This window comes from Colwellia sp. 75C3, assembly GCF_002836255.1.
Classification (GTDB): Bacteria; Pseudomonadota; Gammaproteobacteria; order Enterobacterales; family Alteromonadaceae; genus Colwellia.
In genome coordinates, this window is sequence record NZ_PJAU01000032.1 from 507,433 (window position 1) to 532,149 (window position 24,717).

Genomic DNA, 24,717 nt, shown 5'->3' on the forward strand with positions numbered 1-24,717 from the left:
CTATGTTTAACCCATTTTGTTTGTTCTAAGCTCGCTACTAAAGCTCTAAGTTGGTCAATTAATTAATCCGTTTGGTATTACCACAACATAAACCAGCGTACACTTGTACACTATAATATGACATCCATTCTTATATATCTATGACATTTTTATTAAACTATCGTTATTTTCTGATCAATATCAATATTTCGGGTAAAATAACTGAGGTAACCTATCTAAATCATTCACCAGCACTGTCATTCTACTTAAAGATTATTTCATGAAAAAACCAGATAAAACAGATAATAGCAATAAATTAGCCAACCAAGAAGAGCGTATTTCTGATTGCCCGCGTTTTGATGAGACATATTTGGATAGCGAGTCAAACTATCAACAGAATGATTTAGTATTTATTCACAATAATCAAATAAAACACCGTTTACAAGATGCTAAGCAAACATTTACGGTGGCTGAAACAGCTTTTGGAACAGGGTTAAATTTTTTATTAACCTTACAGGCGTACCAAAATGCACAACAAACCTCTGTTACTCAGCTAGCGCCGTTACATTACATTAGTGTTGAGCAGTGCCCGTTATCAAAAGAGCAATTAGTTCAATCGCTGTCGTTATTGCCGCAACTACAAGAATTGGCCTTAGTACTGACTAATGACTATCCCCAATGTCCTGTTGAGCAGTTTGGTCAAGAGTTTCAAGCAACATTCTTAAATGACCAGGTACGTTTAACGCTACTATTTGATGATCCCGTCAATGGCTTATCTTCACTAAGAAGTTCAAAGAGCGGCTTAGTGGATGCTTGGTACCTAAATGGTATTTCCCCTGAAAAGAGCTCTGAGCTAAACTCTGCAATAAATAATGCACAGTGCTATAAGGATGTATTGTCTCAAATAAATAGGCTTTCAAAAGAACAAGCAACACTGACTACATTATCCGCTACGGACATTATTAAAAAACAATTACGCGATATCGGCTTTAGACTTGAACAACGATCAGCGCAAGATAAAAAGACCGAGTTTGTTTTTGCGATAATGCAAAGTAACCCGCTAACAACTAAGGGCTACCGTTTAAGACCTGCCATCATCAAACCCCAGCATGTCAGTATTCTTGGCGGCGGCATCGCTTCGGCTTGTGCCGCTTATGCATTAACAAAACAAGGAATAGACGTTACGCTATATTGTAAAGATGCCTCACTCGCTCAGGGCGGTTCAAGTAATGCGATTGGCGCTTTATATCCGTTATTGCACCAACAAAAAGATGATATAAGTTCTTTTTACCAGCAAGCATTTTGGCGTGCTAAAGCGTTATATACTGAGATTGCAGAGCAAGGTTTTTCATTTGCGCATCAGTGGTGTGGTTTATTAGAAGTATCTTACAAAGAAGCATTAGTTAATAGGCAACAAGCATTTGAACAACTTAATACCTGGCCTAGGGACCTCATCCATGGCGTCAATGCTAAACAAGCCAGCGACCATGCAAATATAAACTTACCGTACGGTGGTCTTTTCATGCCCAATGCGGGCTGGATATCGCCGCAAGAGTTAGTAAAAAACATTTTTAAAGCCGCTCAAGCGACTAACCGCTTAACTATACTAACCGATACGCATATCACTAAAATACAGCAGGTCACTAATACTAGTGTTAAGACCAGTTCAAACACTAGTCCCAACACAAGCCCAAGTGAACACAATAAATCATGGCGTATATACAGTAACCAAGGTGAATTTGACGCGAGTGTACTGGTTATATGTGGTGGTGCTGATTCGATTGAAATTGAACAGCTTAAACCGCTACCGCTTACAGCTACACGTGGCCAGATAACAAGTATGACAAGTAATAAACAGATAAATAAGCTATCGACTGTTATTTGCCATAAGGGTTACTTAACGCCTGAAAATAAAGGCATTCACTGCATAGGCGCAACATTTCAAAAAAATGATACTAATTTAAACACTGACACAGCGGACGATCACTACAACTTAAATATGTTAGCTAAATGCTTGCCTGAGTTATCGTCAACTATTGCTTGGCAAGAAGAAGATATTTCGTCGAGTAAAGCGAGACTGCGTTGCATGTCACAAGACCACTTACCTCTGGTAGGAGCAGTACCCAAAATTAATGAACATATCCAAACTTACTCTCATTTAGGCAAAGATAAGAATTGGAAATATAGCGAAGCGCCGCCGTGTATAGATAATCTCTACGTACTGCTAGGGCTTGGTGCCCGAGGTTTGTGTTCAGCGCCATTGGCTGCAGACATTTTAACAGCCGAGTTATGCAACACCCCTTACCCCATGGACAATCAAATGATATTTAACTTAAGTCCGAACCGTTTCATCATCAGAGATATTATCAAAAGGAAAATTCCTCAGTAAGGCCGATCGAATTAATTTTCGATCCCTTAGCGAGAATGAATCCGGTTACTATAAAGATGGTCTATTCTGTAGATAAGACTCACTCGGTTTTTATCGCTCATGATGGTCAAAATCCTCAACATACTAAACACAAGTATTAGCCGATTCGCTCAAAACGCTTTGTTAATATTTGTATTTATAACTAGCTTTTTTTGTCATATGACTTGGGCAAATAAAGCAGATATCACCATAAACAACGCCCCCGATAAAATTCACGTTTTATTAGTCAACCCATCAATTGAAAATGATCCTTTCTGGCAAAAAATAGAAGTAATCACTGAGCAAGCAGCCGTTGAGCTAGATATTAATTTAACGATAATTCACGGCCACGGCACGCGATTTTTTCAATTAGAAGAGCTCAAAAAATATTTTAATAAAAACCCAGCCCCCGACTACATTATCTTAATAAATTATCCAGGTAATGCCAAAGTCAGTATGGATTTCATGCAGCAGCATAAAGTAAAAGTAAAAGTAAAAGTAATCACCCTAGAGCAAACCATAACTAAAGAAGAAAAGAATATCATTGGGGATCCAGGTGAAATATATAAAAACTGGCTAGGGGAGATATACTTTGATAACGCCAGCGCAGGATACCTTTTAGCAAAGGGACTCATTAATCTAGCTAAAAAGGCTAACAAAAAACCTATCGTCGCTGGTATCAGCGGTCACCATGGTTCAGAATCATCTTTGCGCAATAGTGGTTTACAAAAGGCTATTTACGAAAGTGGTGCCCACTTAACACAAATTGTTCATGCTGGATGGTCTTATGAAGATGCCTATAAAAAAACACATAAACTCCTGCAACGCTACCCAAACATAAATATTATTTGGTGTGCTTCTGATCATATGGCGTTAGGTGCAGTCAAAGCTATTGAGGACAGTGGTAAAAAGGTGGGTGTTGATATTCTTATTGGTGGTTTCGATTGGACCCCAAAAGGAATAAATAGCATCTACAATAAAAAATTATCAGCCAGTATAGGGGGCCATTTCATGATGGGCGCTCTAGCGATAATAGCCATTTATAATGAAGAACAGGGTATCAGTCATAATATTTTTGTTAATGGACAGCATAATAGTTTTGAGCTTTCTCTGATTACTCAGAAAAATATCAGCCACCATATTAAACTGCTTCAAACTGATAGGCTTTCTCAAGTGAGTTTTAAGAAACTAGCACTACTTTATCAAAACAATGACAGCTTAACCTCATTCAGCATATTAGAAATACTAGACAAGTCTCATTAAAACTAAAGCATTATCAACTACTAACCTCTTATTTATAAATATTGATTAATATTGATTAATATTGATTAATATTGATATTATTCAAACAAGCTTGAGCTAAATCAACCCCTGACTTCTATAATTTCACTATGGTACTCCTATATTTACTAATAGGAGTTTTTGACATGAAAGTCACTTTATTACCCAGTATTTTAATCGCATCAACCTTACTGTTTATCAGTAGTTCAAAAATAGTAATCGCCCAACAACTAAACCTCTCTCAATCGATAAACCAAGCTGGCTTACAGCGCATGTTATCTCAACGTATGGCTAAAAATTATATCTTACTCAGTCAAGATATTGATGCACAAGCCGCTGCTGATGAGCTTGATGAAAGCTCAGCACTCTTTGAAGAAAACTTATTTAAGCTGAATCATTCAATTACTCATCCTGAATCAAAATTAGCGCTGAAAAAGTTAAAAAATAACTGGTATGCCTTTCGTCAATTTGTCTTAAGCGATGCAAATAAAGAGCAAACAGCGCAAGTTGTTGATAGGAGTACTTTGTTACTAAAATCTGCACATGCTTTAGTGTTGAGTTTAGAGAAAAACTCTCGTTCTCATAGCGATCACCTGATTAATGTATCGGGTCGACAACGTATGCTTTCTCAACGTCTAGCGATGCTCTATTTTGCGAGTCATTCTGGTGTACAAGAAAAAGTATTCCAACAAGAGATGCACAAAACATCAAGACAATTTGGCCAAGCATTAACGCAATTAATATCAGCGAAAGAAAACAATGCCGAAATTAAAGAAGCCTTACAAGAAGTGAATAATCAATGGAGTTTTTATAAAACTAAATTTAATGGCGCTAACAAGGGACGCTTCTCCCCCAAAACCATTAAAGTTGTCAGTGAGTCAATGCTAAAAGACATGAATAATATAACGTCGTTATATGAGGTAGAAAGTATTGCGCAAACTAAATACTCTAGCTGGATAAGACCTGCAAATTAAATAAAAACAAGCGTACTTCCTAAAAGGTTTAGGAAGTACCGTTAATATAGCCCTCATTAATACAGGACAATAGCTAAAGTATTATCCTAAGATTAAAGCACAAACTTCTTTTGAATTTCCAACCAAAAGTTGGAGACTATAGCGTAATCTTGCGGTGATAATTCAGCTTTAGCTTGCATCGCCTTCTGAGTAACGGCCTTCACCAAATCAGCAGAAACAAGCTGATTCTCATCACCAAATTCTGTCGCAACTAAAGAAAGAAATCCGCGCATATAACCGCTGGCAAATAAAGTATCACTGTCAGTATCATCAAGGTCGAATAAACCATCTAGATACTGGTAAAAGTCAGCCACGGTAGTCAGCTGTTTGTTTGAAAGGGTGGTGTTACTTGAGTTAGTTGGCATATATTTTCACTTGAGAAAGTTAAGTTAAAGTTAATCTACGAATTAATATTATTGAGGGCTAGCAAGTGGGTAAAGCACTTGGTCTTTATAGCCAGTAGTTATTGGCATAAATCCAGAAAGCTGTTGGTCAAGCTCACTATCACCGGTATCACTAATCAATGGTTTATTTGCTAAAGCTTCTAATTTAGCCTTAGTTGCCAAAATAGTAATATTATCACTACCTCCTGGCTGCGCTAAGATTGTACGAATAATACGAGGACTTAATTGCTGATTACCACGACCAAATACATGTCCTTGCCCACCTATTAAGGTAATGACAAGCTTACTGATACCTTGGTAATTGATAATTGCTTTATAGAGTTCTACTTCGGTGACATCTGAAGCTACCAGTGATTGCTCGCTGACAATATCGACACCGAGTAAGGTATTATCTAAGGCTAACTCACTCATTAAAAATGCGGTAGTAGATCCAGATCCAATAATAAATTGTCTATCTTCATGGTCGTTCATTTCTTCGATAACATTAGCTGCGATATCTTGTAGTACAAGTTCATCACTTTCTTTTCCGCCTGATTTAACGGCTTGCACATAACGCAGTTCACTCGGAATTTTCATCTCGCTATAGCGCTTTGCTTTGACGATACCTTGCCTAAATAGACTCTCGTCTATATCCATGACATCACCAGTCGTTAAGGTCACTAATTCCTTAGTGACCATCAATTCAATAATGCGACCTGCGGCTTTTGGTGTAATCGCATAAACACCCGAATGAATCTTACAACCTGCTGGTATACCTAACACAGGAACCGGTTGATAATCATCATCACTGGCAACTACATTGGCAATATCTCGAGCGGTACCATCACCGCCAGCAAATAATATAATGTCCACGCCATGGACTAATAAAGCTTCTGCTGCTAATTGACTGTCATCACTTTGGGTGTGCTTATTTTTTGCTTGATAAAGCACTTCGACCTTAAAACCTAACTCACGGGCACATTGCTCTCCCATCAGCGCATTGGCAGTATAGATAACGATGTCATCTTGGTAAGGTAATAAGACCTCAAGGGCCAACTTCGCCCGCGTATTAGCTTGTGGTTTAGCGCCTAATGCTAACGCATGCATTACCATGCCATCACTACCTTTGAGCGCAACACTGCCACCTATGCCCGCAATAGGGTTGATTATAAAACCGAGTTTAAATTTTTTCATGGTCTGTCTCTGTTTTTTACTATAACGTAAAGTGCATACGGTTTAATGGTAATGGCGTTTGATAAAAATCGGCCAACGCTGCGATAAATACTTGTGCATCACGGGGGAAGCCGGTGCTTAAATAGATTTCTACTTGCTGATAAACCGCCAATCTAAATGCAGCACGACAGGTATTTCCTGTGCCAGATAAGTTATCTACCGAAACTTCAAATTTTTTCCCGACCGCAACACACAGTGCCCACTCTATTGCTTGTGGTTTAATTTCTACTTGTTCAAATTTAAGCTGCTGAGCTTGATCACGACCATCTGGAATATACCAATAACCAAAATCTTCCAATAAACGCCGAGAATCCCCAGCCAGGCACCAATGTGCCACTTCATGTAAAGCGCTAGCAAAAAATCCATGAGCAAAAATAATGCGATGATATTCACACGTTTCACTTATAGGAGCATATAAAGGCTCATCATCCCCTTTTACCAACTGAGTATTCATGCTGGTACTAAAGGTGTGATTAAAAATACGGATTAAATCTTGATATTGATAGGACATGCGCAGTGCAGTAAAAATGAAAAACGTATTCTAACTAAAAGGCTGGGTGCATGCACTGGCTATTTTTATAAAAGCACTTGTCGAGAAATAGCATATTCCAATTAGTCTCACCGAAGCCGTTCAGCAACACTACATTAACGCGAAAAACACTGTTTCATAGCCTAACCCACAAAACTTGTTAAATTTATGTAAATATAAATAGCTTATGATGAATGTATCATGGTACTAATTAACACTAGTGTCAGTTTCTAAAAAAGATAAAAATTATCATCAAGGAAGATATAATATATGGGCTTAATTAATAACGCTAAACTCAAAGCATTTTTTTTAATAAGTGGCGGAGAAAATAATATCTCCACAGGAGAACTTCACCATTCTATTAGCCACTTTACTGGCTTAGTTCAAACCTGTGATATTGATACAACAGTAGAAAAAACAATGCCCGATGTTGCCCAAAGCAAGAGTTATAATTTAATTTTTATTGATTTATATAATAGCAACTGGGGTAATGAAATTCCCTTAGCAATTCAGAAAATAGTCTGTAACGCACGTACTGTATTTTTTAATGCTCAAAAGAATAAATACGATGAAAAGCAGCTGTTATTATCAGGTCTTGCTGGTATTTTTTATCTAAATGAAGGCCTTGATATAATCTTACGTGGTATCACAAAATTACAAAAAAATGAACGATGGTTTAAAAGAGAAACAATGGATAGTGCATTGAATGACCTGCTTATTAAAGAGAACAGAGCAAACCGACTGCCCGCCCGCCCAAATCAGCGAGCAATAAACGTACCTAGCCTTACACGGCGAGAAAACACTATTATAGGCTTAGTTTCCTGTGGTGCAAAAAATCAAGAAATTGCCGACCAGCTTCACATCAGTCCTAATACAGTAAAAACCCATCTCTACAGTATTTTTCGAAAAACCAGTTCTCGAAACCGTATAGAGCTGATTAGTTGGACACAAAATTATGCCGTTAGTATCAATTAATATAATGTAAAATACAAAAATAAAATACAAAAAAGCCAGTGATTACTCACTGGCTTTTTTATTGATTTTTTTATAATTTATATTACTTAGGTAAATTATAAAATGGGAGGTAGCCTACACTAAAATAGACCCCTGCGGATTAAGTATCAGCACGCCAAACTTTTTTCTTTATGCCTTTTTTCACTAATTCAGTAATGGCCTTTTCAATCGCTTGTTGCACACAAACATGCATAGGTTCATTGTCACTAAAGCCCCCTTCAACTTCAGCTAAACGTTTGAAGCTAACATAACGAAAAAAGCCAGCCCTTAGTTCTTGGCTCAATACTTTTTTATTGGTTGATACTGACACCAATACTTGCCCTGTACGTACGTCCACCGCGCGCATATATACAGTAATTTGATCTTCACGATAAAGTTCTGAAGCACCAATACCAAAATATTCCGCACCAAAACCACCGGTTTTGGTATTAGAGTCATAACTGATAATGCCACCTTCAAGTAATATCTTTGCTGTTGTCAGTGGTGGTAATTCAATATTTTCTGTGGCTTTATTGGCTTGATTAGCCGCACGGGTAATTTTTCGCTCCGTTAATACATTTTGTAAACCTTCGCGTTCAACGGGTAAAAACCAGTCAGAATCACTTAATGCTTGCATCAGAATAGACGTTGCCCCCTGTGTTACCGCAGTAGAAAATGAACTTACATTCGCTTGCGGTTTGTATTGCCCTGTTTGGTCTCGATAAGCATAAACAGAAACAGGTATTGCACCTTTAGGTTTAGGTAATGCCTTGAGTTCTTTAAAGCTTTCTAGTGGCATCATTTTCGTTGCTAACGACTTGTCTGGCGGAAATAGATTGCTTGGTGAATTAAGCGCACTGCAGGCCGACAACAGGCTGATAAGGCCCATGGCCATAATTATCTTCATTGGCTTATCCAAACTTAGGTATTTCAATTATGGTCACTTTTTCTGTTAATAAATCAATTATTTCAATCGTGATGGTGTCACTATTAGACGATAAAATATCAATTTGATAATCGCCACTAATAAAAGTGCTATCTTCAGGGGGATTTACTGCCGCACTTTCGCCTAATACCGACTCTTTATACTTACGAACAATATCGCTGATGGTTGCTCGTTCAATGGCATTAGCAACTTTTTCTTCAAAACTTTTGGTACTTTGAGGCGCTTTATGTTTATTTTGTCCCTGTGCTTTACCTAACAAAAAATTGCCATTTAGCGGGTTACCACCAAAACTTGGATTTATTGGTTTGTAAACGAGCTCAGAGCCCAGTGCATAACCACTGATACTCACTTGCACCACTAATGCTAAAATTAATCTTTTCATTATGACTCCCTTAATTATACCAAACGCATTAATCTATTTATTACTACCAACCATCTCCTACCATATCAATGTTGTCTTGATGGTATTGAGACTTTTTCATGGCATCAATCAATATAAATATCGCTTGTTCTACTTTTTTTTTAACGGATGATTGGCGTCGGCCAAAATGGGTAAAATAAATGATTCGACCGTTCAGACGTAGACTAAGGCGAGTACCTGCCCTGGGTACAATTTGTTCAATTATTTGAACATTGATACCTTCGGTATTTGGAATATCTCGCCATAATTGACTGAACTCATGATAAAAATCATGACCTAAACGACTCTTGGTATTATCAAGTAGCAAGCCTCCTATTTCTACTTCGCTGGTACCTTGGCACAAAGGAGTAAATAATAAGGTGAGGGTTACTACGCATAGGCATATATATTTAGGCATATAATCTTAGATAAAAAGGGGCCTTAAGCCCCTTATTCAAACGTTATAACAAGTAATTATTGCTGAACAATAACGGCAGTATTCCAATCACCTACTTGTGTAATAGAAACAGCGCCCGAATCACTAATAAATGATCCTTCAACAATGTTACCGTTACCAATTTGGCTTACGTTGAATGCAATACTATCTCCACCAATAAGCATAGTGTCACCACCTTCACCTGTGATTAAGTTTTCATCACCAATTTGCTCAATACCAATTTGATGATTACTGCCTTCAACTAAAATATCTAATGCGTTCAACTCACCGTTTTGTGCAATATCAATAGTATTTGCGTTGCTATCAAGAATAGTACTCAACATAATAACAGCGTCGTTAGCAAAACCAGTTTGAGAAATATCAATGTCATTTTCACTGGTAATCAGTTCATTGTTATCATCTGAAGCTTGCAAAACAACAACGTTTTCAGATCCAGATTGCATCACGTCAATGTCATTATCATTACCGTTAAAGTTGATCACGTGGCTTTCATTTAAGTCACCCACTTGCACAGAGCTGTATTCATTATTCATACCAATAGTGGCAATATAACTACTGTTATTGTCACCAACTTGGGTAAAGTTAAACTCGTTATCATCACCGATAGCATCAAAACTAGCATTGTTATCATTACCGTTTTGCATGACATCGACCGAATTAGCCATACCCGTATAAATTGCAGACTCTACAATATTGGTATTACCTTCTTGATCGATAGAGATTTCGTTTTCATCACCTGAAATTTCAGCAATAGTCACCTTGTTACGGTCACCGTCCTGATCAATAGACAATTCGTTAGCGTCACCTTCAATGGCAGTGATAGTCGCAACATTCCAATAACCATCTTGAGTAACTTCAATGGCATTGTTATCACCGGTAATACTATTTAAGTAACTTTCATTCCATAGGCCATCTTGCACAACCTCAATAGTATTATCAGCACCTATTACTTCAGCATTAATGGCCCAATGACCGCCTTCACCTTGGTCGATAATAATTTCGTTACCATCACCAACAACGTCATTGATCGCACGACTACCAATACCTAAATAGCCGGCACCAATTTGGGTCACTTCAATACTATTTTCATCACCTGTTACGTTGTTTTCTGTTTCGTTAATTTCACCATCTTGTTCAACGTACAGCGCATTATTATTGCCAATATAAGTACCAACAGCTACATTCTCTGAACCTACTTGGATTATCTCAGCGACATTGCCTTCACCGACGACAGTAAAACCAGCACCGTTTACATCACCTTCTTGGAAGATAGTCGTTTCATTACCAACATTAGTCCCTTCGGTAGACGTTTGTGACAGCATAATCACATTGCCTATTGCATTAATCATCAGATCAGACTGAATAACAACTTCTGCTTTTTCTTCTTTAGTTTCTTCAGCTGCGAAAGCTGTTTGACTTAAACCGAGTGCCATAACAACAGCACAAGTTATTATTGATTTATTAAATTTCATAATATATCCCTATCTTTTTGTTTTATGTAAGTAAAAGTTAACTCACAAATATTATTATTAATAGATAAGCAGTTTATTGTATTACCTGCTTATGGTGCTTTCGTCTTTCCATAGTAGTTTTAGAAACAATAACGAATAGTATGATTTAAAAAACCAGTAGTATTATTAAAATAATGTTGTAGCGCTATTTAAAGGCTTAACGGTAAATGCCTCTACTAGATCACTACGCTAACTGCGCTTATCGATGGATGTAAAACTAATTTAACTCGTCTTACTTCAACTTATTACCACCACTAAACAATGATAAATAAGCACTTCGCTTAGATTGCTCCCACAAACCTAAACTTTCCAAACATAATTTTAGTTAGCTTTAGTACGTTGCGCTAAAAACTCTACAACATTTTCTTAATAATAAAAATCACCCTATTTTAGTATTAACAACAAAAACAATAAAAACACACACTTAAAACCTAAAATCCGATAAAGACAATAATAAAATCAATGTCACACTCAAAAAAGCAATACAAAAGGACTAGTTAAAACCCAATAATAACAAACGATAAAAAAGTAGTAAAAAAGTAGTAAAAAAGTAGTAAAAACGCGTTAAATGTATATTTAAAGTCATGAAAAAGTCGTGTTTATTCTCTTTCTATAGTCACCACCCTATTTTTGTGATTAAAGTAATAAGGTTGCAAAAATCCATAGTAAGTAGAAAAGTTAAAATATAAAAATACCGCCTAGTAAATACCACTAGGTTAAAAATACTTTACACATGATATTAAATAAAACATGGAGCAAAAAAATGAAAGCAAAATTATCAGCCTTAACATTAGCGCTAATCCCCGTATTGGCGAATGCATCAATAGCGCTCAGCTCAGCCCAAAGCCCTAGTTATAAATCAGACTCTGTTATTGTCGTCTATAAAGATGGCGCATCTAAACTTGACCGTCGCAATGCGCGTAACATTGTTCAAGCGAGAATTTCTGATTTAAACAATGATGAAGTCGATGATAAATATCGTAACTTGAAAAAAGGCCGTATTGCTAAATTTAGCCTTAATGGTGTTTCTGTAAAAAATGCTCTTGAAAAATTACGTAAAAATCCAGCGGTTTTATATGCAGAGCCTGACTACATTGTTAATGCCAGCGTGATGCCAGACGATAGCAGCTTCGCCGATCTTTGGGGCATGAACAATACCGGACAAACCGGTGGTGTTGCTGATGCTGATATCGACGCACCTGAAGCATGGGATATTTCAACCGGTAGTCATGATGTAATTGTTGGTATAATTGATACCGGTGTTGATCATACTCACCCCGATTTAATGGCAAATATCTGGACGAACTCAGCAGAAATAGCTGGCGATGGTATTGATAACGACGGCAATGGCTTTGTTGATGATATTCATGGTATCAATGCTATTACCGGTGCTGGTGATCCGATGGATGATCAAGGACATGGTAGTCATGTTTCAGGGACTATCGGGGCAACAGGTAACAATGCTTTAGGCGTGGTAGGTGTTAACCACAATGTTTCAATTATTGGCTGTAAGTTCCTTGATTCATCTGGTTCAGGTAGCCTTTCGGATGCATTAACCTGTATTGATTACTTTGTTGATTTGAAAAATAATGGCGTAAATGTACGTGCCACAAACAACAGTTGGGGTGGAGGTGGATTCAGCCAAGCACTTTCTGACGCTATCACCTCTTCTGAAGAAGCTGACATATTATTTGTCGCAGCAGCCGGTAACGATGCCTATGATAACGATGCACAAAGCAGCTACCCTTCTGGTTACCCACATGATTCAGTGTTATCTGTAGCAAGTACAACGCATACTGATAGCATGTCTGGTTTCTCACAATGGGGTTTAACCACCGTTGATTTAGGTGCTCCAGGCTCAGACATTTTATCGACAGTACCCGGTGGTAGTTATGCATCATACTCAGGTACTTCAATGGCCACGCCACATGTTACGGGTGCCGCTGCATTAGCATGGTCAGTGAACCCTGAACTCAGCGCTATTGAAATGAAAGCGTTATTGATGAACTCAGGTGATGACAATGCCGCACTTGCCGGAAAAACGGCATCAGGTAAACGCTTAAACGTTAAAAATGCGCTAGACGATGCTGATCCCACACCAGGATTTACTCTTAAAGCAACACCAAGCTCAAGCACTGTTGTCGCAGGCGAAACGGCAACTTACAGTTTTGATGTCGGTTCAGTTGCCGAATGGGATGGCGAAGTTATGTTAACTTTAGTTGACTCTTTAGGTGGAGCAACACTATCAACAGATACGGCAACCCCTGGTGCTACATTTGAACTAACCGTACCAACCACAGACGAAACACAATGGGGCGATTATACTTTTGAAGTAACAGCAACCAGTGGTGACTTAGTTAAAACAGCGACCGTTCGCTTAATGGTTAATCCACAAGGTTTAAACGAATTTACCTACAGTAATGATACCGTCGTTAATATTCCAGATAACGATGGTGCTGGTATTACTTCAGTCATTAATATTGCAGATGATATTACGGTGTTTGCCTCTGATGTTTATGTAAATATCACCCATACTTGGATAGGTGACTTAACCGTAATGTTAACCTCTCCAGCGGGAACTTCGGCAACATTACACAATGCTTCAGGTGGCAGCGACGATAACATTGATAGCACCTTTAGTTCAGCTGCATTCAATGGCGAAGTAGCCACTGGTGACTGGGTATTGAGCGTTACTGATGATGCTGCGGGTGATACCGGCTCATTAAACAACTGGGCAATTACCATTACCGGTATTGGTGAAGCACTACCTAGTGCACCAGAGGCAAGTTTCACTTATGAAGCAGACCAACTAAGCGCAACGTTTACTGATAGTAGTTCAGATAGAAATGACGATATCGTTAGCTGGGATTGGAACTTTGGTGACGAAGCAATATCGACTGAGCAAAACCCTGTACACGTTTTCGCTGAAACGGGTAACTACGACGTTACGCTGACAGTGACTGATAGTGAAGGTTTAACCAGCAGCGAAACAATGTTGGTAAGTGTTTCATCAACCAGCATTGAAGCAACGGTTAAACGTGCTTACAAATCTCGCTTAGGTCGTTTACGTGTAGATATTACTTGGGATGGTACTACAGCAGATATGGTAGATATCTTCCGTAATGGTGTAAAAATTGATACCGTTGAAAATGCCGGTATTTACCGTGACCGCGAACGTCGCACTGAAGCTAGCCAATTCATTTACCAAGTCTGTGATGCAACATCAGCTTGTTCAAATGAAGTAACAGTTAACTTCTAAGCGTTATTTAGCTGAAGGTTAGCCGGGGATAAATTAACATTAGCTTTAAAAAAATCCCTAACGATTAAAACCGTTAGGGATTTTTTATATTCGAACAAATATTAACAAAACATTAAACATCATCTTCGATGTTATCTTTGCCTTGAGTGCGCTCTATACTTTCAAGCTTATGATGAATAGCCGACTTAATCATCATATAACCACTAACCGGTGCCGTTAGTAATAGAAATAGCGAAATGAGTATTTCTTTTACGCTAAAGCCTGCTTGTGTGGTGCTAAAAAAGACCATGGCAGCAGTTAACAAGGAAGCCATGCCCAATGTGGTTGCTTTAGTTGGCCCATGAAGCCGCATATAAAAATCAGGCATTTTCACTAAACCAATAGAGCCAACGAGTACAAAAGATCCGCCAATTAATAATAGTATTGAAATAATCCATTCAGTCATAATCTATCCTTTATTCTATGATGTCGCCGCGTAGCAAGTACTTACATACTGCAACGGTACTTACAAAACCTAACATAGCGATCAACAATGCCGCCTCAAAATACAACGTAGTTCCCGAACTCATGCCGTACAAGATGATCAAGGCAATGGTATTGATATACATAGTATCGAGTGCCAGTATTCTATCGGGTACTGAAGGCCCGATTAATAAGCGCCATATATTTAATAACAACGACACACCTATCATTGCAAAGACAATTAAAATCACCGTTTCTAACATTGAAATATCTCCTTAAGAGGCGCTTCATAACGCTGCTTAATTGTGTTTATTAAGGCCTGTTCATCTTTAAGATCTAACACATGTATCAGTAAAAATCGCTCTTCTGGTTCTTCACCTTCAGTTAAAGACTCTGCCCAAGGATATACTTCAGCACTGACGGTACCCGGTGTTAATGACACCGTACTGGCCAAGATAGTAATTGGCAGACTTTGCGTTAAATCAAGCGGTACCTTAACGAAGCCTGGGGTTAGTTTATTATTCGGTCCTAATATCAAAATAGCCACCTGAACATTCGCCGTAATAATGTCATATAAAACCAACATTAAATGACGTAACGCTAAACCCGGCTTTAAAATTAATGGCTGCTTAGTTCTAAAGGGGCTAGTAGCTAAAGGGATCACGATGGCTAAAATAACAGCCAAAACAATATGCCCAGCTGATACGCTGTTATTTAACAACAACCATACTAGGAATAATAAAAGGCTTCTTAAAGGCGTAGGTAGCCATTTAAATTTTGCTTCTATGCGCATTACTTGCCTCCTGACAGGATGATTTTAATAGTGTTATTAAAATCATGTAGCTGGGTCGCTGCACCGATAGCATACTCACTTAATGGTCCGGCAAAAATAGTCATCAATGGCGCACCAGAAACAAGAATAATTAATGCCGCTAGCTGCGCTGGATGTACACGTGTTTGCTCAACACTTTCTGTGACCTTATCTTGATGATGCCAAAAAATAGTGCTACCGGCTTTAGTCACACCAACCATTATCGCTAGGCTTGCCAATAAATAGAGTGGCCAAAACACCATGCTATACTCGGCATTTAATGTCGCTTTAAGCAGCCACACTTTACCAATAAAGCCAGACAGTGGCGGCATACCTATTACAGCGATACCTGCAATCAAAAAACAAACCCCAAGTAATCTCGGCTGAGAGACTGGAGGACCTGCAGTAATACTGTCAGCAACATTACCGCGTTGACGGCCAATTAAATCAGCTAGTAGGAATAGTGCCGCGGTGACCAAGGTTGAGTGAACTAAGTAATATATAGCTGCAGAGCTTGCTTCGACGCTCTGTACCGCAACGAGTGCAACTAGAGTTCCGACCGATATAATCACCAAATTAGCCGTTAATTTTCTTAAATCTTTACTTGCTAAAACACCCATTACGCCCAAAGCAATAGTGGCCAGTGCTGACCACCACAACCAACTTTGCGCCATATGACTCAACTCACCCGCTTCATCACCAAAAATTAGCGTATAAACACGCATCATTGAGTACACGCCTACTTTTGTCATAATCGCAAACAATGCAGCGACAACAGGCATCGCAGACGAATAAGTATTGGGTAACCATAAATGTAACGGTAACAAGGCGCCCTTTAAAGCAAACACCACCAGCAACAATAACCCACCAATTTTAGCGAGGTAAACATCGTCACCTTGTAGAAGTGCTACTTTTTGCGCCATATCAGCCATATTCAGTGTACCTAGCACACCATATAAAATGCCTAAAGCAATCAAGAAAACAGCAGAGCCAACAAGGTTCAAAATTACATAGTGTAAAGCAGCGCGGGTATTTTTTTTGTCACCACCGTGCATTAACAATGAATACGAGGCAATCAACAATACTTCGAAAAATACAAACAGATTAAAAGCATCACCGGTTAAAAATGCGCCGTTAACCCCTAAAATTAAAAAGTGTACCAATGGATGAAAAAAGCTTCCTTTTTCATCATCTCCCGCACTTGCATATAAAGTACAGACAAAACCGAGTAACGTGGTTAAACAAACGAGTAATGTAGATAATTGATCGGCGACTAAAACAATACCAAAAGGCGCGCTCCAATCACCAATAGCATAAACTTGAATACCGTCAGCTTGCACTTTCAGTAATAAAACCACTGAAGCTAAAAAGGTAATGGCACTAAGTACAACAGAAGTAATTCTTCTGCTCGTTGTTTTACTGCCTAAAGGTGGCATTAATAAAAGAACACCGGCCAACATAGGTAATAAAATAGGTAAAAATGTCAAATTCTGGATCATACTTTGACCTTTTTATTTTTGTCAGGAAGCTCGCCATCTACATGGTCACTACCTAAATCTGAACGGCCTCTAATGGCTAAAATAACCACAAAAGCAGTCATAGCAAAACCGATAACAATCGCGGTTAACACCAAAGCCTGTGGCAGTGGATCAGCATATTCTGAACTGTAACCAAGTACTGCGGCCTGATTTAGGCTAAGTCGTCCAGAAGAGAACAAAAATAAATTAACTGCATAAGAAAGCATCGTTAACCCTAATACCACGGTGAACGTTCTAGCGCGTAGTATTAAAAATACGCCACAAGACACTAAAAGCCCAACGCAGGATGCGTAAAGTAATTCCATTAAACATTCACCTCTTCTTTCTGCGCATTAACGGTTAATCGACCAAGACTTGCCAAAATCATTAATGTCGCACCAACCACCGTAATATAAACACCTACATCAAATATCAAGGCACTGGCGAGTTCAATTTCACCAATAAAAGGAATATCAAAGTAATCAAACCAAGTTGTCATGAAAGGCCTTTCAAAGAACCAACTACCTACCCCAGTGAATAACGCGATAGCAATGCCTGAGGCAATAATCTTGCGGTAATTAATGGTTAAGCGCTCAGCAATCCAGTCTGAGCCATGGGCTATATATTGTAAAATAAAGGCAACCGCTGTCACTAAACCAGCGATAAATCCGCCGCCTGGCAAATTATGTCCACGTAGGAAAATATAAAACGACACCATTAATGCCAACGGCAGTAACGACTGAGAAATACTGGCTAATAAAAGAGGATAACGCTCTTTCGCCCATGGACGCCCTTCACTATCACTAGTAGGCATCAACAAGGGTAAGTTGACTAATAACTTATAAATACCTAACGCGGCAATACCCAGTACACAAATTTCACCTAAAGTATCAAAGCCACGAAAATCGACCAAAATAACATTAACAACGTTAGTACCACCGCCACCTGTTTTAGCATTAGCTAAGAAAAAGTCTGAAATAGACTCAAGTGGACGGGTAATTAATGCATAGCAAATACTCGCAACAACAATACCCAAAGCAGCAGAAATCCCTACATCACGTACCACTCGTACAGAGCTTGACTCTTTTGGTGAGTGTTGTGGTAAGAAAAATAATGCCAGCATCAGTAAAATGATGGTGACTACTTCAACGGTTAATTGCGTTAAGGCTAGATCGGGTGCAGAGAATCGAGTAAAGGCAACTGACACCATTAAACCCACAACTGAGAGCATCAATAATGATACCACACGTGAGCGATACCAAATCACAGTACTAATTGCACCAACCATTAACAACGCTGCACCCATAGCATTATGAACATCAATTGGCGTGAGTTGTTTTTGCCCGCTCAATTGGTTCATTTCAAATAAGGGCCAACCTGCAAAAAGTAACACCACTACAAATATCAGCATTAAATAGCGTTGTAATGAGCCATTCTCTATAACGTTTACCTGAACTTGGCACCACTTTGTAATCGCATTAATTGAGGCATCGAATACGTATTTGGCGTCCAATGTCGGTAATGACGCTTGAAATTGGAAAAGGTAACGGCGCTGTGTATACAGCAATAAACCACCCGCTACCGCTATGCCACTCATTAACAGTGGTAAGTTAAAACCATGCCAAAGGGCAACTTCAAACTCAGGAACATAACCACCCAATACAGCAAAGGACGCCGCTTTTAAAATATCATCAATGACAATTCCTGGAAATATGCCCACAAGTAAACATAAAGCCACAAGTATCTCAATTGGCACGCGCATATAACGAGGTGCCTCACTGGGTTGTTTAGGTAAATCAACCGGATCACCATTAAAGAAAACGTCATGAATAAAGCGGGCTGAATACGCTACCGCTAAAGCACCTGCAACGGTTGCCAATATAGGAATTAGCCAAGACATTGAGCCAAGCAGTTGTTGATCTAAGGTCTCAGTAAAAAACATTTCTTTGGACAAGAAACCATTTAATAGTGGCACACCTGCCATCGACGCCGCCGCAACCATAGCAAGCGTTGCCGTATAAGGCATAAATTTCCACATACCATTAAGCTTTCTCATATCACGGGTACCCGTTTCATGGTCGATAATACCCGTCGCCATAAATAAAGAGGCTTTAAAGATTGCGTGATTAATAATATGGAAAATAGCAGCTACTGCCGCAAGCTTTGTATCCAAACCGAATAATAAGGTGATCAAACCTAAATGACTGATAGTCGAATAGGCTAATAAACCTTTTAAATCATGTTTAAATAACGCCACGTAAGCGCCAAATAATAGTGTCGCCAAGCCAGTTAAACTAACAATAATAAACCATATGTCAGTACCCGCTAAAGCGGGATAAAAGCGCGCTAATAAGAAGATGCCCGCCTTTACCATAGTGGCAGAATGCAAATAAGCACTTACCGGTGTTGGCGCTGCCATTGCATGGGGTAACCAAAAATGAAAAGGAAACTGTGCGGACTTAGTAAACGCACCCAGTAGAATTAATATTAAGGTGACTTCGTACCAATCATGGGCTTGAATAATCTCTTTGCTAGCTAAAATAACATCTAAATTATAGCTACCAACAATATTCCCCAATAACAGCAAGCCAGCAAGTAATGCTAGGCCTCCTCCGCCCGTGACAGTTAAGGCCATTATTGCGCCTTTACGTGCTTCGGGTTTATGCCACCAATAGCTAATTAATAAAAACGAACTAATGCTAGTCAGCTCCCAAAAAAACCAGAGTTGGATAATATTATTCGACATGACAAGACCAAGCATCGCCGTCATAAATAACATTAAATAAGCATAAAGCTTCGGCATAGAGTCATTATTACTTAGATAATAACGGGCATAAAAGATAACTAATATGCCAATGCCTAAAATCATAAAAACAAACAGCAGCGCTAAGCCATCTAAACGAAAGGCGATATCGATACCGAGTAAAGGGATCCACGAAAAGGTGTCACGAATAACCTCGCCAGAGAACACTGCGGGCGCTAAGCTTATCGTCATGCATAATGCGATGATAGGCATTAACATCGTCAAACCAGTCGCTTGATTACGTGTTAACTTCCCCGTCATTGAAGAAATAATACTGCCAAATAAGGATAACAAGGGTATCCAAAGCAAAGTCATAGCGTAAACCTTTTATATTTTTAACGAGAAGTAATGATATCGAGTGATATAGACATAATATGTCAAATTACATAACACTAGCAAACATTATCACTGTGAAAGTTTGTAACGCTCTTTTCACGATAAATCACAGAAATAGTAGCCAAAATATAAAAATAATTCGGATAATATAGATTTTCACGTCAAAAATTCAAAATAAACGCTATAACACTGGTCTCGTTACCCACATTAAGTGTAGTATTTAGCTTAATAAAGCAGTAATTAGTTTACAGGTGACCAATGAAGAAGCTAGATAGCATAGATTTACAGGTATTAACCATACTTTATGACGATGCAGATATTACAAACAAAGAACTTGCAGCCAAAATAGGCATTGCTCCCTCTACCTGTTTAGAGCGCGTTAAACGCTTAAAATTAAGTGGTGTCATTAAAGGTGCGTTTATCGATGTTAACTTAAAAACTATCGGCGGTAATATAGAAGCAATCGCAGCAATTCGCTTACAACCTTATTCAGAGGAAATTGTGAACAACCTGCGCGATGATTTACTGATGTTCCCAGAAATATTAAACCTTTATCACATGGGTGGCAGTTATGACTACTATATCCATATGTCAGTAAAAGACAGTGAGCACCTACGTCAATTTGTTTTCAAAAACATCACCTCGCGCGAAGCAGTAACTACTGTAGAAACATCACTCATTTTTGAACACAGCCGTAGTGGTATTTTACCCAATTTCGACGAGTAAAATATTACCGTTGAATTTTGTATAAATCATTCGAAATAAGACATAAAAAATCCCGCATTACTTGTTAATAAAAAATTAACATAACGCGGGATTTTTTTGATAGCTAATACCTAAAGTATTAGCTAATTTTTCTTGGTAAAGCTATTAGCTTTTAAGGTCATCAAAAAACTTCTTAACACCGTCAAAGAAGCCACTTTCTTTAGGGCTATGCTTTTTGCTACTACTCGCCATTTTCTCTTCTAATTGACGTAATAAGTCAGCTTGATCGCCTGATAAGTTCACTGGCGTTTCAATAACCACTTTACACATTAGGTCGCCGGTAGTAGAACTACGTACTGACTTAACGCCTTTACCACGTAAACGGAACATTTTGCCCGTTTGTGTTTCTTTAGGAACCTTCAGCTTAACTTTACCACCAAGTGTTGGTACTTCAATATCACCACCTAAGGCTGCAGTAACAAAACTAATAGGTACTTCACAATACAAGTGGTTTTCATCACGAACAAATATCTCATGATCACGTACGTTTACTTGTACGTATAAATCACCCGCTCCGGCGCCATGTTCTCCGGCTTCACCTTCGCCAGATAAACGAATTCTATCGCCAGTATCAACGCCCGCAGGAATTTTAACTGATAACGTTTTAGTTTTCTCAACACGTCCTTGACCACGACATGAAGTACACTTATCGCTAATCACTTTACCTTTGCCACTACACGTAGGACAGGTTTGTTGTACTGCGAATAAACCTTGACGCATTTGAACTTGGCCATGGCCATGACAAGTGCTACAGGTTTTAGCCGAAGTGCCTGGTTTAGCACCTGAGCCGTCACAAGGATCACAGCTTACATAGGTAGGTACTTTAATTTCTAAGCTTTTACCTTTAACCGCATCTTCAAGTGATAACTCTACGTTATAACGTAAATCGCTGCCACGTTGCTGACGCTGACGTCCACGACCACCGCCGCCTCCGCCAAAAATATCACCGAATATATCGCCGAAGTCTTGACCAAAACCGCCACCTTGACCACCGCCACCACCGTGACCACCTTGTTCAAAAGCAGCATGACCATATTGGTCGTAAGCAGCACGTTTTTGGTCGTCATTAAGGATCTCGTAAGCCTCTTTAACTTCTTTAAACGTTTCTTCTTTAACCTTATCACCTTGAGTACGATCTGGGTGATACTTCATTGCTAACTTTTTATAGGCTTTTTTTACTTCTTTCTCAGAGGCATCTTGGCTAACACCTAAGGTTTCATAATAATCACGTTTTGACATAAATCGGTTTCTTTACTTCAAGTTGATTGAGACTAATTTTCTTCATTTTTTTTGAATATTCACAATGAAAAAATCAAGAAAATCAGCACCAATTATAAAAATTAATATCTGATTTTATATACACAAAAAGCGCCGAGTAATATCGACGCTTTCATAAGATGACATAGTTTAACTCTTTTGAACGCTAAGATTAAGTTAAATTGTTTAAGTTCAAGAAGAAGGCACGTAGCGTATGACTATACGTGAGTACCTTCGACGTAGAAATTAAGCGATATAACGACAGCTTAACGATTCAAAAAACACTTATTTGTCGTCTTTAACTTCTTCAAACTCAGCGTCTACAACATCGTCTGCAGGAGCAGCGTCAGCTTCTTGAGCCGCGCCTTCTGGAGCACTTTGCGCTTGTTCTTTAGCTTGAGCAATTTCCATTAACTTAGCTGATGCTTCCATAAGCGCTTGAGTTTTAGTATCAATTGCTTCTTTATCATCACCCTTAACAGCTTCTTCAAGCTCAGTTAATGCTGCTTCAATTTTCTCTTTATCTTCGCTTGGTAACTCTTCGCCAGCTTCTTCAACTTGCTTGCGAGTAGCGTGAATCATGCCATCAGCTTGGTTACGTGCAGTAACTAGTTCTTCAAATTTAGCATCTTCATCAGCGTTAGCTTCTGCATCACGTACCATTTGCTCTACTTCTTCATCAGACAAACCTGAAGACGCTTTGATAGTGATTTTTTGCTCTTTACCTGTGTTTTTATCTTTAGCCGTTACGTGCAAGATACCATCAGCATCGATATCGAAAGTAACTTCGATTTGTGGTGTTCCACGTGGTGCAGCATCAATACCTTCAAGGTTAAATTGACCTAAAGATTTGTTTGCAGAAGCTTGCTTACGCTCACCTTGACAAACATGAACAGTTACCGCTGATTGGTTATCGTCAGCTGTAGAGAACGTTTGAGATTGCTTAGTAGGGATAGTGGTGTTTTTGTCGATAACTTTCGTCATCACGCCGCCCATAGTCTCAATACCTAATGATAATGGCGTAACATCTAAAAGAAGTACGTCAGTTACATCACCAGAAAGAACACCCGCTTGAATCGCCGCGCCTGCAGCTACTGCTTCATCAGGGTTAACGTCTTTACGTGGCTCTTTACCGAAGAAATCAGTAACAGCTTTTTGAACTAGTGGCATACGAGATTGACCACCAACTAAGATAACATCATCAATTTTACTTACTGATAAGTCTGCATCTTTAAGTGCTTGTTTAAGCGGCACTAATGTTGCTTGAACCATATCTTCAACTAATGACTCTAATTTAGCACGAGTCACTTTGATGTTCATGTGCTTAGGACCTGAAGCATCAGCAGTGATGTAAGGTAAGTTAACATCTGTTTGTTGTGCTGAAGAAAGCTCACATTTAGCTTTTTCTGCAGCTTCTTTTAAGCGTTGCATTGCTAAAGGATCAGACGTTAAGTCCATGCCTTGGTCTTTCTTGAATTCAGCTACTAGGTAGTTGATTAGACGGTTATCAAAATCTTCACCACCTAAGTGAGTATCACCGTTAGTCGCTAGTACTTCAAAAGTATGCTCGCCATCCATTTCATCAATTTCAATGATTGAAATATCGAATGTACCACCACCTAAATCGTATACAGCTACAACTTTATCGCCTTCTTGCTTGTCCATGCCGTAAGCAAGTGCAGCAGCAGTAGGTTCGTTGATAATACGTTTAACTTCAAGACCAGCTATACGACCAGCATCTTTCGTTGCTTGACGCTGTGAATCGTTAAAGTAAGCAGGAACAGTAATAACAGCTTCAGTTACTGTTTCGCCTAAGAAGTCTTCAGCAGTCTTTTTCATTTTCTTAAGAACTTCAGCTGAAACTTGTGGTGGAGCAATTTTCTCGCCCTTTACTTGAACCCAAGCATCACCGTTGTCAGCTTTAACAATACCAAATGGCATAATATCGATGTCACGTTGTGTTTCTTTATCTTCGAAACGACGACCGATTAAACGCTTAATTGCATATAAAGTATTTTCTGGGTTAGTAACAGATTGACGCTTAGCAGGTTGACCTACTAATGTTTCGCCTTCAGCTGTATAACCAATGATTGAAGGAGTTGTGCGATCGCCTTCTGCATTTTCAATAACACGTACAGTGCCGCCGTCTAATACAGCAACACATGAGTTAGTTGTTCCTAGGTCAATACCGATAATTTTGCCCATCTTGGGAGCTCCTATTCATTAAGTCTTTATCTAAATAGATAAAGTAATTTTGATTAAATTGTTTGTTGAATAATAAGTGGGGTCAGCAAAATGCTTTTCAATAGATAAATTTAAAAAAATCGCTTTTTTGTGCAGATAAAGTGAAAAGTAGTGGGAAAAAGGTAATGTTC

At 38.8% G+C, this 24,717-nt stretch carries 21 protein-coding genes; 6 read left to right on the forward strand and 15 right to left on the reverse strand.

Annotation, left to right across the window (positions count from 1 at the left end):
* Positions 1–259: 259 nt before the first annotated feature.
* The 3 genes from mnmC to CXF85_RS04110 all read left to right on the forward strand — a co-directional run bounded on the left by mnmC (position 260) and on the right by CXF85_RS04110 (position 4,641).
* Positions 260–2,368 (forward strand): FAD-dependent 5-carboxymethylaminomethyl-2-thiouridine(34) oxidoreductase MnmC, encoded by a 2,109-nt coding sequence (gene mnmC, locus CXF85_RS04100; protein WP_101227227.1) that lies wholly within the window; start codon positions 260–262, stop codon positions 2,366–2,368.
* Between the two features lie 198 nt (positions 2,369–2,566).
* Complete coding sequence (locus CXF85_RS04105; RefSeq protein WP_157829017.1) at positions 2,567–3,649, forward strand: ABC transporter substrate-binding protein; 1,083 nt, start codon at positions 2,567–2,569, stop codon at positions 3,647–3,649.
* Positions 3,650–3,813: 164 nt separating this feature from the next.
* Positions 3,814–4,641 carry a type IV pili methyl-accepting chemotaxis transducer N-terminal domain-containing protein gene (locus CXF85_RS04110; protein ID WP_198555479.1) on the forward strand — a complete coding sequence of 276 codons (828 nt, stop codon included), beginning with the start codon at positions 3,814–3,816 and terminating at the stop codon, positions 4,639–4,641.
* Between the two features lie 92 nt (positions 4,642–4,733).
* On the opposite strand, the gene CXF85_RS04115 is transcribed toward CXF85_RS04110, so the two are convergent.
* Genes CXF85_RS04115 through CXF85_RS04125 form a run of 3 tightly spaced genes read right to left on the reverse strand, consistent with a single transcriptional unit; the run spans position 4,734 to position 6,807 of the window.
* Positions 4,734–5,045, reverse strand: a complete 312-nt coding sequence (locus tag CXF85_RS04115; RefSeq protein ID WP_101227230.1) for a YfcL family protein — start codon at positions 5,043–5,045, stop codon at positions 4,734–4,736.
* A gap of 48 nt (positions 5,046–5,093) precedes the next feature.
* A complete protein-coding gene (locus tag CXF85_RS04120; protein WP_101227231.1) occupies positions 5,094–6,257 on the reverse strand; it encodes an ATP-NAD kinase family protein in 1,164 nt (387 codons plus the stop codon).
* A gap of 19 nt (positions 6,258–6,276) precedes the next feature.
* On the reverse strand, positions 6,277–6,807 hold the full coding sequence (locus CXF85_RS04125; RefSeq protein WP_101227232.1) for an elongation factor P hydroxylase: 531 nt from the start codon (positions 6,805–6,807) through the stop codon (positions 6,277–6,279).
* A gap of 288 nt (positions 6,808–7,095) precedes the next feature.
* Here CXF85_RS04125 and CXF85_RS04130 point away from each other — a divergent pair, with 288 nt between their 5' ends.
* A complete protein-coding gene (locus tag CXF85_RS04130; protein WP_101227233.1) occupies positions 7,096–7,800 on the forward strand; it encodes a helix-turn-helix transcriptional regulator in 705 nt (234 codons plus the stop codon).
* 139 nt (positions 7,801–7,939) lie between these two features.
* Here the strand turns inward: CXF85_RS04130 and CXF85_RS04135 are convergent, their stop codons facing one another.
* Genes CXF85_RS04135 through CXF85_RS04150 form a run of 4 tightly spaced genes read right to left on the reverse strand, consistent with a single transcriptional unit; the run spans position 7,940 to position 11,093 of the window.
* Positions 7,940–8,725 carry a CsgG/HfaB family protein gene (locus CXF85_RS04135; protein WP_101227234.1) on the reverse strand — a complete coding sequence of 262 codons (786 nt, stop codon included), beginning with the start codon at positions 8,723–8,725 and terminating at the stop codon, positions 7,940–7,942.
* Positions 8,726–8,729: 4 nt separating this feature from the next.
* Positions 8,730–9,146 carry a curli assembly protein CsgF gene (locus CXF85_RS04140; protein WP_101227235.1) on the reverse strand — a complete coding sequence of 139 codons (417 nt, stop codon included), beginning with the start codon at positions 9,144–9,146 and terminating at the stop codon, positions 8,730–8,732.
* Between the two features lie 43 nt (positions 9,147–9,189).
* Entirely contained in the window at positions 9,190–9,582 is a 393-nt protein-coding gene (locus CXF85_RS04145) for a CsgE family curli-type amyloid fiber assembly protein (RefSeq protein ID WP_101227236.1), read from the reverse strand.
* 56 nt (positions 9,583–9,638) lie between these two features.
* The gene (locus CXF85_RS04150) at positions 9,639–11,093 is read right to left on the reverse strand and encodes a curlin repeat-containing protein (RefSeq protein WP_101227237.1); all 1,455 of its coding nucleotides are present in this window, start codon (positions 11,091–11,093) and stop codon (positions 9,639–9,641) included.
* An 802-nt stretch (positions 11,094–11,895) separates the two neighbouring features.
* On the opposite strand from CXF85_RS04150, the gene CXF85_RS04155 reads away from it, so the two are divergent.
* Positions 11,896–14,391 (forward strand): S8 family serine peptidase, encoded by a 2,496-nt coding sequence (locus tag CXF85_RS04155; RefSeq protein WP_101227238.1) that lies wholly within the window; start codon positions 11,896–11,898, stop codon positions 14,389–14,391.
* A gap of 112 nt (positions 14,392–14,503) precedes the next feature.
* Here CXF85_RS04155 and CXF85_RS04160 read toward each other — a convergent pair whose 3' ends face one another.
* From CXF85_RS04160 to CXF85_RS04185, 6 genes are read right to left on the reverse strand one after another with little or no spacing between them, the layout of a single operon-like run.
* Positions 14,504–14,836 carry a Na+/H+ antiporter subunit G gene (locus tag CXF85_RS04160; RefSeq protein WP_101227239.1) on the reverse strand — a complete coding sequence of 111 codons (333 nt, stop codon included), beginning with the start codon at positions 14,834–14,836 and terminating at the stop codon, positions 14,504–14,506.
* 10 nt (positions 14,837–14,846) lie between these two features.
* Complete coding sequence (locus tag CXF85_RS04165) at positions 14,847–15,116, reverse strand: K+/H+ antiporter subunit F (protein WP_101227240.1); 270 nt, start codon at positions 15,114–15,116, stop codon at positions 14,847–14,849.
* Positions 15,110–15,646, reverse strand: a complete 537-nt coding sequence (locus CXF85_RS04170; protein WP_101227241.1) for a Na+/H+ antiporter subunit E — start codon at positions 15,644–15,646, stop codon at positions 15,110–15,112. Before CXF85_RS04170 ends, CXF85_RS04165 begins: the two co-directional genes overlap by 7 nt.
* Entirely contained in the window at positions 15,646–17,163 is a 1,518-nt protein-coding gene (locus CXF85_RS04175) for a monovalent cation/H+ antiporter subunit D (protein WP_101227242.1), read from the reverse strand. The genes CXF85_RS04170 and CXF85_RS04175 overlap by 1 nt, the downstream gene beginning before the upstream one ends.
* Entirely contained in the window at positions 17,160–17,507 is a 348-nt protein-coding gene (locus tag CXF85_RS04180; RefSeq protein WP_101227243.1) for a Na+/H+ antiporter subunit C, read from the reverse strand. Before CXF85_RS04180 ends, CXF85_RS04175 begins: the two co-directional genes overlap by 4 nt.
* The gene (locus CXF85_RS04185) at positions 17,507–20,299 is read right to left on the reverse strand and encodes a monovalent cation/H+ antiporter subunit A (protein WP_101227244.1); all 2,793 of its coding nucleotides are present in this window, start codon (positions 20,297–20,299) and stop codon (positions 17,507–17,509) included. The genes CXF85_RS04180 and CXF85_RS04185 overlap by 1 nt, the downstream gene beginning before the upstream one ends.
* Before the next feature lie 279 nt (positions 20,300–20,578).
* Here CXF85_RS04185 and CXF85_RS04190 point away from each other — a divergent pair, with 279 nt between their 5' ends.
* Positions 20,579–21,046 carry an Lrp/AsnC family transcriptional regulator gene (locus CXF85_RS04190; RefSeq protein ID WP_101227245.1) on the forward strand — a complete coding sequence of 156 codons (468 nt, stop codon included), beginning with the start codon at positions 20,579–20,581 and terminating at the stop codon, positions 21,044–21,046.
* 144 nt (positions 21,047–21,190) lie between these two features.
* Here CXF85_RS04190 and dnaJ read toward each other — a convergent pair whose 3' ends face one another.
* Positions 21,191–22,324, reverse strand: coding sequence for a molecular chaperone DnaJ (gene dnaJ, locus CXF85_RS04195; RefSeq protein WP_101227246.1), 1,134 nt, complete (start codon positions 22,322–22,324; stop codon positions 21,191–21,193).
* A gap of 303 nt (positions 22,325–22,627) precedes the next feature.
* Positions 22,628–24,547 carry a molecular chaperone DnaK gene (gene dnaK / locus CXF85_RS04200; protein ID WP_101227247.1) on the reverse strand — a complete coding sequence of 640 codons (1,920 nt, stop codon included), beginning with the start codon at positions 24,545–24,547 and terminating at the stop codon, positions 22,628–22,630.
* Positions 24,548–24,717 lie beyond the last annotated feature (170 nt).

Excerpts from the sequence above, each read along its gene's own strand:
- CXF85_RS04130 (WP_101227233.1), top strand. The coding sequence starts at position 7,096 with ATGGGCTTAATTAATAACGCTAAACTCAAAGCATTTTTTTTAATAAGT.
- CXF85_RS04165 (WP_101227240.1), bottom strand. The coding sequence starts at position 15,116 with ATGTTAGAAACGGTGATTTTAATTGTCTTTGCAATGATAGGTGTGTCG.
- CXF85_RS04150 (WP_101227237.1), bottom strand. The coding sequence starts at position 11,093 with ATGAAATTTAATAAATCAATAATAACTTGTGCTGTTGTTATGGCACTC.
- CXF85_RS04185 (WP_101227244.1), bottom strand. The coding sequence starts at position 20,299 with ATGACTTTGCTTTGGATACCCTTGTTATCCTTATTTGGCAGTATTATT.
- CXF85_RS04145 (WP_101227236.1), bottom strand. The coding sequence starts at position 9,582 with ATGCCTAAATATATATGCCTATGCGTAGTAACCCTCACCTTATTATTT.
- dnaJ (WP_101227246.1), bottom strand. The coding sequence starts at position 22,324 with ATGTCAAAACGTGATTATTATGAAACCTTAGGTGTTAGCCAAGATGCC.
- CXF85_RS04170 (WP_101227241.1), bottom strand. The coding sequence starts at position 15,646 with ATGCGCATAGAAGCAAAATTTAAATGGCTACCTACGCCTTTAAGAAGC.
- CXF85_RS04175 (WP_101227242.1), bottom strand. The coding sequence starts at position 17,163 with ATGATCCAGAATTTGACATTTTTACCTATTTTATTACCTATGTTGGCC.
- CXF85_RS04160 (WP_101227239.1), bottom strand. The coding sequence starts at position 14,836 with ATGACTGAATGGATTATTTCAATACTATTATTAATTGGCGGATCTTTT.
- CXF85_RS04120 (WP_101227231.1), bottom strand. The coding sequence starts at position 6,257 with ATGAAAAAATTTAAACTCGGTTTTATAATCAACCCTATTGCGGGCATA.
- dnaK (WP_101227247.1), bottom strand. The coding sequence starts at position 24,547 with ATGGGCAAAATTATCGGTATTGACCTAGGAACAACTAACTCATGTGTT.
- mnmC (WP_101227227.1), top strand. The coding sequence starts at position 260 with ATGAAAAAACCAGATAAAACAGATAATAGCAATAAATTAGCCAACCAA.
- CXF85_RS04115 (WP_101227230.1), bottom strand. The coding sequence starts at position 5,045 with ATGCCAACTAACTCAAGTAACACCACCCTTTCAAACAAACAGCTGACT.
- CXF85_RS04110 (WP_198555479.1), top strand. The coding sequence starts at position 3,814 with ATGAAAGTCACTTTATTACCCAGTATTTTAATCGCATCAACCTTACTG.
- CXF85_RS04190 (WP_101227245.1), top strand. The coding sequence starts at position 20,579 with ATGAAGAAGCTAGATAGCATAGATTTACAGGTATTAACCATACTTTAT.
- CXF85_RS04180 (WP_101227243.1), bottom strand. The coding sequence starts at position 17,507 with ATGGAATTACTTTACGCATCCTGCGTTGGGCTTTTAGTGTCTTGTGGC.
- CXF85_RS04140 (WP_101227235.1), bottom strand. The coding sequence starts at position 9,146 with ATGAAAAGATTAATTTTAGCATTAGTGGTGCAAGTGAGTATCAGTGGT.
- CXF85_RS04155 (WP_101227238.1), top strand. The coding sequence starts at position 11,896 with ATGAAAGCAAAATTATCAGCCTTAACATTAGCGCTAATCCCCGTATTG.
- CXF85_RS04135 (WP_101227234.1), bottom strand. The coding sequence starts at position 8,725 with ATGAAGATAATTATGGCCATGGGCCTTATCAGCCTGTTGTCGGCCTGC.
- CXF85_RS04105 (WP_157829017.1), top strand. The coding sequence starts at position 2,567 with ATGACTTGGGCAAATAAAGCAGATATCACCATAAACAACGCCCCCGAT.
- CXF85_RS04125 (WP_101227232.1), bottom strand. The coding sequence starts at position 6,807 with ATGTCCTATCAATATCAAGATTTAATCCGTATTTTTAATCACACCTTT.